We start from the raw sequence: 15,522 nt of genomic DNA on the forward strand, positions 1-15,522 counted from the left end.
TGACTGAGCGAAGTTAGGACTTGCCCGATTTTTTTGCAAACACAAAAAAAGGCCGTCTCATTTTGAGACAGCCTCTTCAACATGCCAACAGATGCACATGTATTTGAGAGAATTTCAAATAAATTAAATCCGAATAATCTCTCGTTAGCAGAGAAAAAGAAACTTATACTACATTTTGCTACTACGGATTCAACCATAAAATTTGAAGGTATTGGTGAATCTTCCATAAAAGGATTATGCCTTTGCCGTAACAACAATGGTGAGTATGTAAAATTGGGAAACATGCTCAGTAGAAGTTATGTGGTTCCAAGTTGGCTTAGTGCTTTTCAAATATGTACAGAAGACTATTTCTCAGAACTTGATACTTATCTTATTCAAGAAAAAAATATTTATCATGATGTTGTTTTTGAAAAATGGGATGAGATTAAACCAACTGAAGGTGTGGATTTGTTCTATCAAAAGGTTAAATCTTTGTATGACTTAGATGCAGAACATAATAAATCATTAACAGGTAAGAAGTATATTTTTGGTGAATCGGGAGATTATGTTGATACAAGTTACTTATTCTACAACGATTGTCTCGCATCTATTTCTAGTAAATACGCATGTTTGCAAAATGCAATGACTACTTTATTTGGAATGACATTACCACAAAAAAGTATATTGTCATATCTAAATGAAGCGCCATTTGTTACAAGTCAAAAGTCTCTGTGCAATCTAAGCTTAAAGAGCGAAGCTGGAGAAGTTGACAAAGACGACATTGTAAGTATTTTGCAGTTATGCGCTTTGCATAAGGAAACATTCTTTACTTCTTTTGTCATTGTAAATACTGATAACGGATATAAATTGTGTGCGCATGGTAATGATTGTTACCAAGTCTATTCTCAGTCAAAAACTACTCGTGAGTTTATTGAAAAGAATTGTGCTGGAACGATGTATCTGTTACCAGACGATTTTGACGATTATAAAAAATCCGAAGGCATTGTGAGCGGTGAAGATTTACATTCTGCTTTACTAACATATATAGAGGACGTTGATGAACATAAAGGTATTCTCATAGATATTGTCAAAGGTGAATCTAGAGCACAGTTCGTAAAGAAGCTTTCATCTGTAACTATTGACCTTAACAAGACAACAGATACGGAAAGTTTTGAATTCAAGATTCTTGACTTGGCTTCTAAAGTTCTAAAAAAGGATGAATGTAGAGCTTTCTATGAGAAAATGATTATCATTAAGGGAACTGATGAATATACTTATAAGGATATACCTGATACTGTGGCAGATAAGTTTACTGTTGAAGGTGGCAAACAACCTTTTGAATTATCATCAATATTACCAAATGAAAATCAGAATGCAGCTATTGTAAATGAGGTTGTTGATAAGTTTACTAAACTTGGTGCCGACAGAGATAAACTTAAAGCTCTTTTGGGAATTACAAGTGAAGCTGACGTTAATGCAATTCTCAAGAATGTACAAGATAATTATCCAGTTTTACAAAATGCCCAACAGCTTGCTTTTGTATTACTTATGTTCTCAAAAGAATCCAAGTCAAGCAGTTCAATCAAAGTGATAAATGCTGAAGGGAAAGAAGACTTTGGATTGTTCTATCTTGTTGATAAACCTTTTATTTCCAAGAATTATTTGCTTGATGGAAAGTATGCGGGAATTGAAAAATTCATGGAGATTCCTACGTCAGGTTCATTCGTCAAACTACCTTTGATTTCAGAAGGAAAATTCAATACCAAAGGGATATGTACTAAGGGAGAAGATGAGAAATATGATTATCAGAAAGTTATTTCTTTGTTAGATTACTTACGGTCATTGTATTTGTCTAATAAAGAAGCCTTTGCTAACGTAAATTGGAACGATTATAGTAATGAACTAGGCTTTTCTCCTAAGTGCTGTATATATCCTTGTATATACGCATTAGAAAACGAAAAGCTGCCATCAGAGGTAGAAAACTGGTGCAAAATAGATGCACAAAATTTAGCTACTATGGAAGCAATGGGTGTATTGATAGACTCTAGCACTATAGTTACTGTGCGAAAGCATTTCGTAAGCACTTCAAATGATATTATTGATGCAGGCAAAGTATCTGCCTGTGACAACAAGATGTTCTTGCAAAATACACTGGAGTGGCTTAATACTAACACAAGTTTTCCTCTTACTGAAGAGAACTATTCCATTGTTGAAACTATCGTAAATCGTATAAACACCTTGCGAGGAAATGCTGCAGGTATCAAAATTTCAGATACTTTCGACATAGAATTGTTGAATGATGAAAGCATTCAATACGGAGAAGATGGATATAAAGAATGGAAAGAAGAATCTAACATATCAATATATCTTTATGATGGTACCTTGCCAAAGATGATTTCCTTGAACGAATACATTAATCATGTTGTATATAGATATGTTGACGCTGATATTTGCGATAATGGTTCAGATATTATTTATGCAAATAAAGCAGGGGAGCTTCAGAAGCTACTTCACCTACATGCGGCAAACAATAATATAGGTCTTACAACTGAGCTTGTTTATAAGTTGTTTAACAGAAACATTTCTGATCTTCAAAAGGAAATTATGAAACTTAAAAAAGAGAACGAATGTTTGCGAAACAACCTTCCTGTACCTAAAGATGATGTGGATATGAAGTCGAATTCTCGTAATGATGTAGATAGTGACGAAAGACCGGAATACAATGAAGTCGCTCGTAAAAAAGTGAAAAGATTGTTAGAGGCTCAAGGTTATTTATTTACACAAGGCATTGGCGAATTTTCAATTATCCCAGGTGTATTTGATCCTGAAGGAAATAATCGACCATTGGTCGTGAAGAGCTGTAAATGGGGACGATTATATATTAGTCCTATGGAATGGGGAGTTTTACTGCGCCCCGATGCGATGCTATGGGTTTTTGATGGTCGTGACGTTACACCGTTACATCTACGCTCTTTGATTATGGGGCAAGATAAGTTGGTGTTAACAATGGATACAACAAACCTTGATGATATTGATAAGGTTTCTAAGTTTGCCCAAATTCTACAATTCTTTAAACAGGTAAACTTTGAGTTTAATAGCGTTAAGCCTTCAACAATTGCATCAACCTACAAGGAATATGCATTTGATGATAGACCTCAAGACGAGAAACTCACTTCAGACGAATTTGAATAATGATATACGACAGACAGAAACATTGGCAGTTTCTAGAAGATGAACTGAAAGCAGAAGTTGACGAGTTTAACGAAAAATTAAACACGTCAGCTTCTTACATGCTATTAGAAACTGCAGAATTATTCACTGCACAGTTTCTCTCTTTCAATGAAAGTGGAGAAATGATTTGCAAATTATCCCGAAAGAGACCAACACCTAGAAAGGGAGAGTATCTGTATTGTATGACTCTTCATAAAGAACTTCGTAATTATAAAAATTGGGGAGATCGAACATATGGTGATTTGGTAAAGAATAAAACAAACTATACCGAAGCAATTTGCATTTGGATGTCTACATCAAATGACCCCGATTTTATCCTTGCTGGATTTAAGGGAGTTGATTTTGAATTTGCGGAATGGATAAAAGATACTCCAGGAGTTGTATTAGTGCTTGGACCTAATAGACCTCCATACGAGTATTTAGCCCACCTTCAGCAGCTGGTTCTTAATAATCACACTTTATCTTGTTCAAGCATTATTGATCAAGATTTTGAAGAAACAAAGTCTATAGAACCCATCCTTCTAGATGGTAGCAGGGATGTGGCATCATTTATTGATACACAGCTTAACCTATCACCTGTTTTGGCGTTACAAGGACCTCCGGGAACGGGAAAAACATATCAGATTGCAAAACTTTGTAAGTACTTATGTGCTAAAGGTAAATCTGTGCTTGTTACAGCACTTACAAATCGTGCTTTGATGGAAGTTGCAGGAAAAAGCAGTCTTTCAGAAATGATCCAGAACAAGCAAGTATATAAAACAAAAATCACTTCAGATGAAAGTAAAGAAATACCTTCACTTCAATTGGAAAAAGATGTTACGCCAAAGAAAGGTTGTATAGTGTTAGCAACTTTTTTCGTTTCAAGTGGTGTCGCAGCGGAACTTGCAAGTGAAACCCCATTTGATTATGTTATTGTTGATGAAGCTAGCCAGGCACTACTTGCAATGTTAGGTGCTGCTCGACTTCTAGGTAAACAAGTTGTCTTCGTTGGTGATACGAACCAGCTACCGCCTGTTGTCCAGTTGAAAAAGTCAAAGATTCGCGACAATAATTATTTAAGGTTAGTAGAAGGGTTAGATGCAGTCACAAACAATGGGGCGATGCCTCTTTATCAGCTAACAGAATCCTTTCGTTTGTGCAATAGAGCTGTTTCGTATACAAACTTTTTTTATAACGGAAATCTATCATCAAAATCAAAGATGAGATTCACCGATATTCCAAACTTGTTTTTTATGCACAAAGAAGGAGGGCCATCCCTTATAAAAACAGATATGGGAATAGGGGATCTAGCCCCGGAATCTGCGTTAAAGCTCACTTTGGCAGTTGTTGCATCATTAGTTTCCTATAATTCAAAAATGGAAATAGCAGTTCTGTCATGCATGAGGAAAACTGTGCGCGAATTGCAAAAAACAATAAACTCACATATCAAGAATACGAATCTCATTATAGATACTGTCGCTAGAGTTCAAGGGCTAACGACAGATGTTTGTATTTTTGTAATTCCCAATACAAACTATCTTAGATCATTAGAACCAAGATTGTTTAACGTCGCTACAAGTCGTTCCATTATTCAAACCATCATTATTACTGACAAAGAAATTTTAGATTATTCGAGGATGAACATTAATGTAAGGCAATACTTGGAAAAATTGGAACAAGACTATTCTTTCTATTGTCCATATAACGGCAACAAAGTATTGAAACTTCCAACAGATAACATAAAAATAATTAATTAATTACATCTTGTATGAATATATTAGAACGTGCAGACAAATTTGCTGAAGGCAAGGCAAATGAAGCTATAACAAAAGCAATAGCACAAGCTTTTGTTGAAGGTTATAAGGCAGGTTATCATGACCGAGAAATGGAAATCCCTGCCGACTTACGTGATGAAAAAACGGAGTATGTTGATTTAGGGCTTCCTAGTGGAACTTTATGGGCAGCTGATTATGAAAAAGCAGATGGCAAGTACAAAGACTATACTTATGACGAGCTCTTATATGTAAAGCTTCCCACTGAAGAACAATGTAAAGAATTGTTTAATTGTTGTAAAATAGAATACGATATAAACAATTACTATGATTTTTGTAAAGTAACATTCTTGGGGCCAAATGGCAATAGGCTTGTTTTTAATAGAACTGGGTATATCTCTGTTACAGGTAACGTAGATACATGGCATGCATATATATGGATTTCAGATGATTCTTCGACTGCAAATACGTTACATATATATAATACATGGAAATACAGAAATGCAAAATACGGAGGATATGAGTTTAAGCAAATGTTTTCCGGTTTCCGTATGAAAGTTAGAACAGTAAGATAACATTAAAACGCATCGTCAGTATAGAATAGCTGGCGATGCGCTTTGGCTTTTAAGTCCTGAATGGAAAAGCTATAAGTTCAAAGTCTTAACGATATTTAAACATATGAGGTATAAGATTTAATTGCTCGTATATTGATATTGGCGGACATAAAGCAATGAAAAACAACAACCTTCACACCCGGGCTTTTCATTTCTTGTAATAAACCAGGGATTGTCTTGAGTATAAATCCAATATGTAAACGGCTGCATCCAACTACCAGTTATCTTTCCAATGTAAGAAGACGCAGAATAAACAAATCCTGAGCACTTTATAGTAAGAGAACCAAAACAATTAATGTTTACACGTTCTTTTTTGTATAAGTCATCAAGCGAATTATTCATGCCCAGTATGTCTTCAGGTGTAATCAACATTTCATCTATTAGGCTTGTAGATCGTTCATTGTGTGATATGATTGGTGTAAAGAATACCGGGTATGTCACCTTGGAGTGGGAAAAAGCATTACAAAGAATTCTTGGAAGATATGATTTCCAATATTAATATTAAAGAGGATGAAATTGAAGTAACTCAATATTTTATGTGGACAATGCTTTTTGTTGGAGAAAAGATAAACCATGTAAAGAATCTGTTTATGTTGTTGATGGGCAGGCAGCAAAGATTGACAATTGTAACCATTCTTTTTTCTGCTATTGCACAAATTTTAAAAAGTTGGGTAATAGTGTACTGGCTAATTCTATTTTTGAATATATAATGACAAAAAATGTTGATGGTGAAGGCATACGTGTTTTAAAAACGGTTTCAAGCTATCCTTATTTTATATACAATCACTTGACAAGGGTGATGCAAATAAGCCAATCTCTGAAGAAGGAATAAAAATAAAGGAGACCTGCAACAGCTCAAACAGAATGAACTGCCTGTATATCTTATTTTTGCAGAAATGCTGCGAAAATAAGATATAAAGAAGGTGTGTCAAAATGCACACCTTCTGTTTTTTACGCACAAAGCCCCGACTTTCACAAGCTGGGGCTTTGTTATTACCTAAAGATTTTGTATCTTTAGGCATAAGAATTTCACTATGACAAAGATACATTTTCGTCCTTACAATCCCAACCAAACCGTTCTTTTTCCTCAAAGAATTGATGAGGATATTGCAGAAAACGATCCGGTGCGCATGGTTGACGCCCTGGTTGAGGGCTTGAATCTTGAAAGTTTCAGAAAGCTGTATAAGGAATGCGGGCGCAGCCCTTATCACCCCAGGATGATGCTCAAGGTCATTCTGTATGCCTATATGAACAACATCTACTCCTGCCGGAAAATTGAAAAGCTCCTTCACCGTGACATCCATTATATCTGGCTGGCCGGATATGAGAAACCAGATTTCATTACCATCAACCGTTTCCGCAACCGGGTGAAGAAGGAAATCAACGAGGTGTTTACGCAAACCGTAGTTCTTCTCTCTTCCAAAGGCTTCATCAGCCTGAATGTGGAATACATTGACGGGACAAAGATCGAATCCAAAGCCAACAAGTACACTTTCGTCTGGCGAAAAACGGTTGAGCGGAACCGTGAACGCCTGATGAAGAAGATACATGTCCTGTTAGGGCAGATAGACGATGTCATTGCTCGGGAGAAGTCATCAGAGAACAATGAGGAGGTTGGGTTCACTCCGGCCATGCTGACTGAAATGGCAGGAGAATTGCGTCATGCACTGGAACAGGTTTCCGAGCCATCCGCGAAAGAGGAAAAGACTGAACTGAAAAAGAAACGCAAACAGTTGAAGGAACTGGAAGAACACAGGGACAAACTACAGGAATACGACTGCCATCCGGAAACGCTGCAAGAGAGGAATTCCTATTCCAAGACGGACACAAGGACGCTACTTTTATGAGAATGAAGGAGGATGCCATGCGCAACGGACAGACGAAGCCCGGTTACAACCTTCAAATCGGCACCGAAAATCAGTTCATCACCGATTTTGCACTCTTCCCGAACCCTACGGATACACTGACCCTGATTCCTTTCCTGCAATCTTTTTCAAACAGGTATGACCGGATGGCCCATACGGTAGTTGCTGATTCCGGCTATGGCTCCGAAGAGAATTACCGCTTCATGTCCGAAAACGGCATGGAAGCCTACGTAAAGTACAACTATTTCCACATGGAACAGCGGCCGAGATTCAAACCGGACCCGTTCAAGGCCGAAAACTTCTACTACAATGAAGAACATGACTTCTGCATCTGCCCTATGGGGCAAAGGATGCGGAGGATAGGCACCAGGAATGTGAAAACCGCATCCGGATATGTCAGCGAAAATGCACGGTACAGAGCTGTCAGGTGTGAAGGCTGTCCCCTGCGATGCCGCTGTTTTAAAGCAAAAGGAAACAGGACGATAGAACTGAATCATAGGCTTAGACAATACAAGCGGAGAGCCAAAGAACTGCTCTGCTCTGAGAAAGGACTGAAACACAGAGGGCAGAGATGCATAGAACCGGAAGCCGTGTTCGGACAAATTAAAAACAATATGAACTACAAACGTTTCCGACATTTTGGAAAGGACAAGGTCTTCATGGACTTTGCCTTCCTAGCCATTGCCTTCAATATAAAAAAGATGTGTGCAAAACTGACAAAAAAGGGTATGAACTGGCTGATTAGACTGTTTTATGAGCTTACAACTGCTGTTTTTAGATGCTGGGAACACATAAATCAAAGAAATCTTCAAAAGATCGCAGCTTAAAGAAAATGAACAGATTTGTATAGTGATGAACAAAAAAGAGGTGCATCGTGCATTACGACACACCTTCCTGATATGAATTGGGATAATTGTTCCCTCTATGTGTCCAATTTAGAATCCTTTACCTTTACTTCTGACATATACTGCTTCTTTTTGAGAATCACAGTTTGTCAATCGGAACTGTACGTTACATCCTACGGGTATGTCATTAGGAAGTTGATTGGCAAGTGCTGAAATGACATCATCAACGGTATCAAAACCTATGTCTGTAACTTCGGCAATAACTTCGCCTTTGAAATATGCTCTTCCATATATCATCATCTTTTTTGTAATACGAAACATTTTCTCTGCAGGTGATTCAAAGTTACGAACCAAACTCTGTTTACTGTTTTTATTACTGAAAAATATGAAGTCTATGATTTTTGCATTAAGTTCCCATGCTGGAGTAAAGTCTATTTTTACATAGCCTCTTGTTATATTAAATCCATGGCTATGGTTCATACCAAATGCTACCTCATACATATTTGCTCCACAATCGTTTTGAGCAATGGTTGCCCAGGTATGACGAAACGTATAAAAGCAATAATATTCCTCCTTGGACATTCCCATATCTTGGCATATTCGCCTGATTCCCATATTTATATTAGCATTGAAACTATCGGAATTACTATAACGACTATGAAAATTAAACAGATATTCATCTGTTTGGTCCGTAGATAGATATTTATTAAATGTATCCTGTATAAACGGTTCAATACGAATCTCCATGTATGCTTCATCCCTACGACTATGTTTTGTTTTCGCTCTCTTATATCCTATAATACCATTTTTATAATCTTTCTTTTTCAGTTCGTAAAGGTCTATCGTGTTAATACCACCCATACACAATGAAAGCAGGGCTATATCTCTGCCGAGTTCAGGAAGGGGAGATACCATTTTACTTTGTGGCAGAGGACGATTAAAGAATTCACGACAAGCTTCTGCACTGATTGCTCTTTTCAGTGTATTGTCTGATTTTGGGATTATAATTTTTAGCCATGGATTGTATTTTATACGCAAAATACCACGTTCTTCGTCATTCAATTCTATGATTGCTTTCTTAAAAATCTGTCTGATACAAGTGGGATACATTTCTTTTGCTCTGCTGGTCTTATACAATGTGTCAATCCATTGTGTTAAAACAGAAGTCGTAAGAATGCTAAACATGATTTTGGTAGTACCTATATACCGTTCTAAATGATTGACTGCAAGTTTATAGTTTTTTGCATTACGTTCATGCCCTTCAGATTCCATCTTCGAAATAAACTTTCTCGCATAATCACTGAAGCATGTCTCTTCATCATTTTTGTGAAGGAATTCTATGACATCCTTAAGTTCCCAAAATGTAGCGTCAACACGATTCAGTTTGTCTGTATATTGGCGTATGATTATGGCACAATATTCATTCACTACCGGGTCTGTTAACTCACCATTACTGGTTATATGAGCCGGATCAATAATCTTGTTAGTCTTGATGTAACTTGTTTTGCGCTGATGTGTGACTCTGATGTAAACTGTATAGAATCCATCTGATCTTGGCTTTTTTACCGTTGCTTTGAATGTTGTCATACCTACTAAATTTTAATGATAAAACAATGGGGAAAACTTTGGGGTAAACGGGGTAAACATGGCCATTTTTGGGGTAAACATAGAGTAAAACAAATACGTTTATTTGACTCATTTTTTGCGGTCAAATGTACGAACCGTCTAAGCGCAAATCAGGCTGTAACTACCGTAAAACGGTGAATTACAGCCTGATATAAAAATAATATTTTAAAGAGATTATTCCTCTATTGCAGCCTGTGCCGCGGCCAGTCTGGCAATAGGCACGCGGAACGGAGAACAAGACACATAGTTCAAACCAACTTTGTGACAGAATTTCACTGATGAAGGCTCACCACCATGCTCACCGCAGATACCGCATTTCAAATCAGGACGAACTGAACGGCCTTTATCTACAGCCATTTCAATCAGCTGACCCACACCATTTTGGTCGAGTACTTGGAACGGGTCTACTTTTAGAATCTTCTTTTCCAGATATACCGGCAAGAAAGAAGCAATATCGTCACGGGAATAACCGAAGGTCATCTGGGTCAAGTCATTGGTACCGAATGAGAAGTATTCTGCACGGCTGGCAATGCGGTTGGCTGTCAGCGCAGCACGCGGAATTTCAATCATGGTACCTACCTTGAACGGAATTTCCATACCTTCTTTTTCAAATAATGCTGCTGCTGCATCACGGATCACCTTTTCCTGAGCTTCGAATTCATACAGGATACCGGTCAAGGGAACCATAATTTCGGGATGCGGATCATATCCTTCTTTCTTCAGTTCAATTGCAGCACCTAGAATCGCTTGAGTCTGCATCTCTGTGATTTCGGGATAGGTGTTACCCAAACGACAGCCGCGGTGACCTAACATCGGATTGTGTTCACACAGGCTTTCCACACGTTTTTTGATTTCCTGTACGGTTACGCCCATTGCCTTAGCCATTTCTTCCTGACCTTTTGCATCATGGGGAACGAACTCATGCAAAGGAGGATCGAGCAGACGAACATTTACCGGACATCCGTCCATAGCCTTGAAGATACCTTTGAAGTCGGCTTTTTGGAAGGGGAGCAATTTAGCCAATGCTTTTCTACGTCCTTCTACATCCGGTGACAGGATCATCTCACGCATAGCGACAATCTTTTCAGCATCAAAGAACATGTGTTCCGTACGGCAAAGACCGATACCTGAAGCACCAAAAGCGCGGGCCACTTCCGCATCATGCGGAGTATCAGCGTTAGTGCGGACATTCAGCTTGGTGTATTTGTTGCAAAGATCCATCAATGCAGCGAAATCGCCTGAAACTTCGGCTGCTTTGGTTTCCACTTTACCTTTATATACTTCACCGGTAGTACCGTTCAGAGAGATGAAGTCACCTTCTTTTAAAGTAATACCTTCAATTTCTACGGTACGTGTCTTATAATCTACATTGATAGCACCAGCACCCGATACGCAGCACTTACCCATACCACGGGCCACAACCGCAGCGTGAGATGTCATACCGCCACGTGCAGTCAGGATACCTTCGGCAACGGCCATACCTGCCAAGTCTTCCGGCGAAGTTTCGATACGTACCATGACCACCTTTTTGCCATCGGCAGCCCATTTAGCAGCATCATCGGCGAAGAACACAATCTGACCGGTAGCGGCACCCGGAGAAGCGGGCAAACCACGAGTCAAAACTTTCGCTTCTTTCAACGCTTTCTTGTCGAACACAGGGTGAAGCAGTTCGTCTAATTTATTAGGTTCGCAACGCTCCAATGCTGTTTTTTCATCAATCATTCCCTGGCGCAACAAGTCCATGGCGATTTTTACCATAGCAGCTCCGGTACGTTTACCGTTACGGGTCTGCAAGAACCATAATTTACCTTCCTGTACGGTAAATTCCATATCCTGCATGTCGCGATAGTGGTTTTCCAGTTTGGTTTGCAGGGCATCCAGTTCTTTGTAGATTTCCGGCATAGCTTCTTCCATAGAGGGATATTTGGCTACGCGTTCTTCTTCAGAAATACCTGCACGTTCTGCCCAACGCTGAGAACCGATTTTTGTGATTTGTTGCGGAGTACGGATACCGGCTACAACATCTTCACCTTGTGCGTTGATCAAATATTCGCCATTAAACAAATCCTCACCGTTACCTGCGTCACGAGAGAAGCAAACACCAGTAGCCGAAGTATCACCCATGTTACCGAATACCATGGCTTGTACGCTTACAGCAGTACCCCATTCGGCAGGAATACCTTCCATTTTGCGGTAAAGAATGGCGCGTTCGTTCATCCAACTGCGGAATACAGCACAAATGGCACCCCAAAGTTGTTCGTATGCACAGGTCGGAAAATCTTGTCCGGTTTGTTCTTTTACAGCAACTTTAAAGCGTTTAACCAGTTCTTTAAGGTCTTCCACTTCCAATTCGTTGTCGAGCTTCACACCTTTTTCTTCCTTTACTTTTTCGATAATTTCCTCGAAAGGATCGATGTCTTCCTTGTTCACCGGTTTCATACCCAATACCACGTCACCATACATTTGTACGAAACGACGGTAAGAATCCCATGCGAAACGGGGGCGTCCGGTCTTGCGGCTTAAGCCTTCCACCACTTCGTCATTTAAACCTAAATTAAGGATGGTATCCATCATACCCGGCATAGAAGCGCGGGCACCCGAACGTACAGAAACCAGTAACGGGTTCTCTACATCTCCAAACTTGGAATTCATCAGATTTTCGATGTTGGCGATAGCTTTCTCAACATCCGCTTTCAGTAGTTCTACTACTTTATCTTTACCTAACTCATAATATTCGCTACAAACTTCTGTGGTGATTGTAAATCCCGGAGGTACGGGAACACCGATTAGATTCATTTCAGCCAGGTTAGCGCCTTTTCCACCAAGCAGATTTCTCATGTCTGCTTTTCCTTCAGCTTGTCCATTACCAAAGGTGTAAACTCTTTTTTTATCCATAATAAATGTATTTAAAGTTAACTCGCTCAAAAAATGTAATCGCAAAACTATACATATTTTAGTTATCTCCAAACCTTTTACTGAAAAAAAATAGTGGAAATTGCAATTTCTACTTTGCAATTTTAATATCTTACGATTTATGAGGCAATATTCAGGGAAAATGCTTAAATTTGTCCCCAAATTAACTTATTCAGAAAAGTGGCTAGAAAGAAGAAAGAACTTCCATTATTAGAGAAGATAACCATAACAGATGTAGCTGCCGAAGGAAAAGCTTTGGCGAAAGTGAATGACCTGGTAGTATTTGTGCCTTATGTAGTGCCCGGTGATGTGGTGGATTTACAAGTGAAGCGTAAGAAAAATCATTATGCAGAAGCTGTGGCTGTGAAATTCCATGAGTATTCTCCTGTGCGTGCAGTACCCTTCTGCCAGCATTATGGTATATGTGGTGGTTGTAAGTGGCAGTGTCTGCCATATACAGAACAAATAAAGTATAAGCAAAAGCAGGTGACGGATAATCTGACCCGTATCGGCAAGATCGAATTGCCGGAAATTTCACCTATCATAGGGTCGGAAAAAACGGAGTTTTACCGTAATAAGTTGGAATTTACGTTTTCTAACAAACGTTGGCTGACAGAGGAAGAGGTAAAGGAAGATGTGAAGTACGATCAGATGAACGCCGTAGGTTTCCACATTCCCGGTGCATTTGACAAGGTACTGGCTATAGAAAAGTGCTGGTTACAGGATGATATCAGCAACCAGATACGCAATGCGATTCGTGACTATGCATACGAACACAATTATTCTTTCTTTAATCTGCGTTCTCAAGAAGGAATGCTTCGCAACTTGATGATCCGTACTTCGAGTACGGGTGAGCTTATGGTGTTGCTGCAATGCAAGATTGTGGAAGAGAGCGAAATGGATCTGATGAAGCAACTGCTGGCTTTCGTGGCAGAACGTTTTCCGCAGATTACTTCCTTATTATATGTAGTCAATAACAAATGCAATGATACCATTAACGATCTGGAGGTAATGGTGTTCAAAGGCAACGATCATATTTTCGAGGAAATGGAGGGGTTGCGCTTCAAGATAGGAGCAAAATCATTTTATCAGACTAATTCCGGACAGGCGTATAATCTTTATAAGGTGGCCCGTAATTTTGCCGGATTGACCGGTAAAGAATTGGTGTATGATCTTTATACAGGGACTGGAACCATAGCCAACTTTGTTTCACGCCAGGCAAAGAAAGTGATTGGTATCGAATATGTGCCTGAAGCAATAGAAGATGCTAAAGTGAATTCGGCAATTAATGGCATTGACAATACCTTATTTTATGCCGGTGACATGAAGGATATCCTCACTCAGGAGTTTATCAACCAACATGGTCGTCCTGATGTTATAATCACTGATCCTCCGCGTGCCGGAATGCACGATGATGTGATTAATACAATTCTTTTTGCTGAACCTCAGCGGATTGTGTATGTTAGCTGTAATCCTGCCACCCAGGCACGTGATTTGTCTTTGTTAGATGCCAAATACAAGGTGATGGCCGTGCAACCCGTAGATATGTTCCCTCATACGCATCATGTGGAAAATGTGGTGTTGCTGGAAAAAAGAGGATAATCCGGATAGTTCAATTATAAATTGTTTAAACAGTAAATAGAATTATGTCAAGAGGTAAGAATAGTGATTCCGGCAGGCCAAAGGCGAGAAGTGTTGCCCGATATACTATATATAATGTGACGGAGCCCGCTGAGCTGATGGATTTTCTGATGCGGAAAATGGCGGGAATCAGTCGTAGCAAGGTAAAGGCGTTGCTTGCCAACCGCGTGATTTTGGTAGATAATGTGATTACTACCCAATATAATTTCGCATTGAAACCAGGTATGAAAGTGCAGATATCCAAGGTGAAGAATAATCGTGAGTTTAAACATCCGATGCTGAAACTGGTATACGAGGATGCTTATATCTTGGTGGTGGAAAAGAAGGAGGGACTGCTTTCTGTCAGCACAGAACATCAGAAGGAGCGTACTGCACAACATATTTTGAATGAGTATGTAAAACGTTCACATCGTTTCAACCGCGTATTTGTAGTACATCGTCTGGACCGTGAAACTTCGGGGTTGATGATGTATGCCAAAGATGAAAAAACCCAGAATACTTTACGTGATAATTGGCATGATATTGTGACGGACCGCCGTTATGTGTCTATCGTTTCTGGTGATATGGAGAAAGATTACGGTACTGTAGAGTCTTGGTTGACCGACCGGAAATTGTATGTCAGTTCCAGTCCTGTAGATAATGGGGAAGGTAAGTTTGCGGTCACTCATTATAAAACAATAAAGCGGGCCAATGGATATTCATTGGTGGAGTTGGATTTGGAAACAGGACGTAAGAATCAGATTCGTGTGCATATGTTGGATTTAGGTCACCCTGTTGTTGGTGACCGGCGCTATGGCAGTGAGTGTGATCCTTTAGGACGATTGGCGTTACATGCCTTCAAGTTATGTTTCTATCATCCGGTAACAAAAGAGTTGATGGAGTTTGAAACTCCTTATCCTACGGCATTTAAAGGATTAATGCAGAAAAAATAGAAAATTTCTTCTGTTAAAATTAAATATAAGGCTTCTTTGCTTTTATTTTGGGCAGAGGTTAAGAATAAAAAAGCAATATCCATCCATTTACCAAACTGTAGACGGATGGATATTGTTGTTTTTAG

The 15,522-nt window shown here is 39.1% G+C and carries 8 protein-coding genes and 1 pseudogene; 7 read left to right on the forward strand and 2 right to left on the reverse strand.

The window, feature by feature from the left end; all coding sequences use genetic code 11:
- The first annotated feature begins 81 nt into the window (after positions 1-81).
- The 5 genes and pseudogenes from AB5062_RS18180 to AB5062_RS18200 all read left to right on the forward strand — a co-directional run bounded on the left by AB5062_RS18180 (position 82) and on the right by AB5062_RS18200 (position 8,267).
- Positions 82-3,171: a hypothetical protein gene (locus AB5062_RS18180; protein WP_368326931.1), complete on the forward strand. Its 3,090-nt coding sequence runs from the start codon at positions 82-84 to the stop codon at positions 3,169-3,171.
- Positions 3,171-4,946, forward strand: coding sequence for an AAA domain-containing protein (locus AB5062_RS18185; RefSeq protein WP_057280407.1), 1,776 nt, complete (start codon positions 3,171-3,173; stop codon positions 4,944-4,946). Before AB5062_RS18180 ends, AB5062_RS18185 begins: the two co-directional genes overlap by 1 nt.
- A gap of 11 nt (positions 4,947-4,957) precedes the next feature.
- Positions 4,958-5,536, forward strand: a complete 579-nt coding sequence (locus AB5062_RS18190; RefSeq protein WP_032953310.1) for a hypothetical protein — start codon at positions 4,958-4,960, stop codon at positions 5,534-5,536.
- A 473-nt stretch (positions 5,537-6,009) separates the two neighbouring features.
- Positions 6,010-6,285, forward strand: a complete 276-nt coding sequence (locus AB5062_RS18195; protein WP_032953313.1) for a hypothetical protein — start codon at positions 6,010-6,012, stop codon at positions 6,283-6,285.
- Between the two features lie 324 nt (positions 6,286-6,609).
- Positions 6,610-8,267 (forward strand): annotated as a pseudogene (locus AB5062_RS18200) (IS1182 family transposase).
- Positions 8,268-8,375: 108 nt separating this feature from the next.
- On the opposite strand, the gene AB5062_RS18205 reads toward AB5062_RS18200, so the two are convergent.
- Both AB5062_RS18205 and ppdK read right to left on the reverse strand, forming a co-directional pair.
- Positions 8,376-9,872 (reverse strand): phage integrase SAM-like domain-containing protein, encoded by a 1,497-nt coding sequence (locus tag AB5062_RS18205; RefSeq protein WP_032953315.1) that lies wholly within the window; start codon positions 9,870-9,872, stop codon positions 8,376-8,378.
- 213 nt (positions 9,873-10,085) lie between these two features.
- Positions 10,086-12,806 (reverse strand): pyruvate, phosphate dikinase, encoded by a 2,721-nt coding sequence (gene ppdK, locus AB5062_RS18210; protein ID WP_008781549.1) that lies wholly within the window; start codon positions 12,804-12,806, stop codon positions 10,086-10,088.
- Positions 12,807-13,004: 198 nt separating this feature from the next.
- Here ppdK and rlmD point away from each other — a divergent pair, with 198 nt between their 5' ends.
- The gene (rlmD, locus tag AB5062_RS18215; protein ID WP_005840015.1) at positions 13,005-14,426 is read left to right on the forward strand and encodes a 23S rRNA (uracil(1939)-C(5))-methyltransferase RlmD; all 1,422 of its coding nucleotides are present in this window, start codon (positions 13,005-13,007) and stop codon (positions 14,424-14,426) included.
- 44 nt (positions 14,427-14,470) lie between these two features.
- The gene (locus tag AB5062_RS18220) at positions 14,471-15,397 is read left to right on the forward strand and encodes an RluA family pseudouridine synthase (RefSeq protein WP_012055637.1); all 927 of its coding nucleotides are present in this window, start codon (positions 14,471-14,473) and stop codon (positions 15,395-15,397) included.
- The last annotated feature ends 125 nt before the right edge of the window (positions 15,398-15,522 follow it).

The organism is Phocaeicola sp. RTP21359st1_B8_RTP21360_211022 (assembly GCF_040911965.1).
Lineage (GTDB): Bacteria > Bacteroidota > Bacteroidia > Bacteroidales > Bacteroidaceae > Phocaeicola > Phocaeicola vulgatus.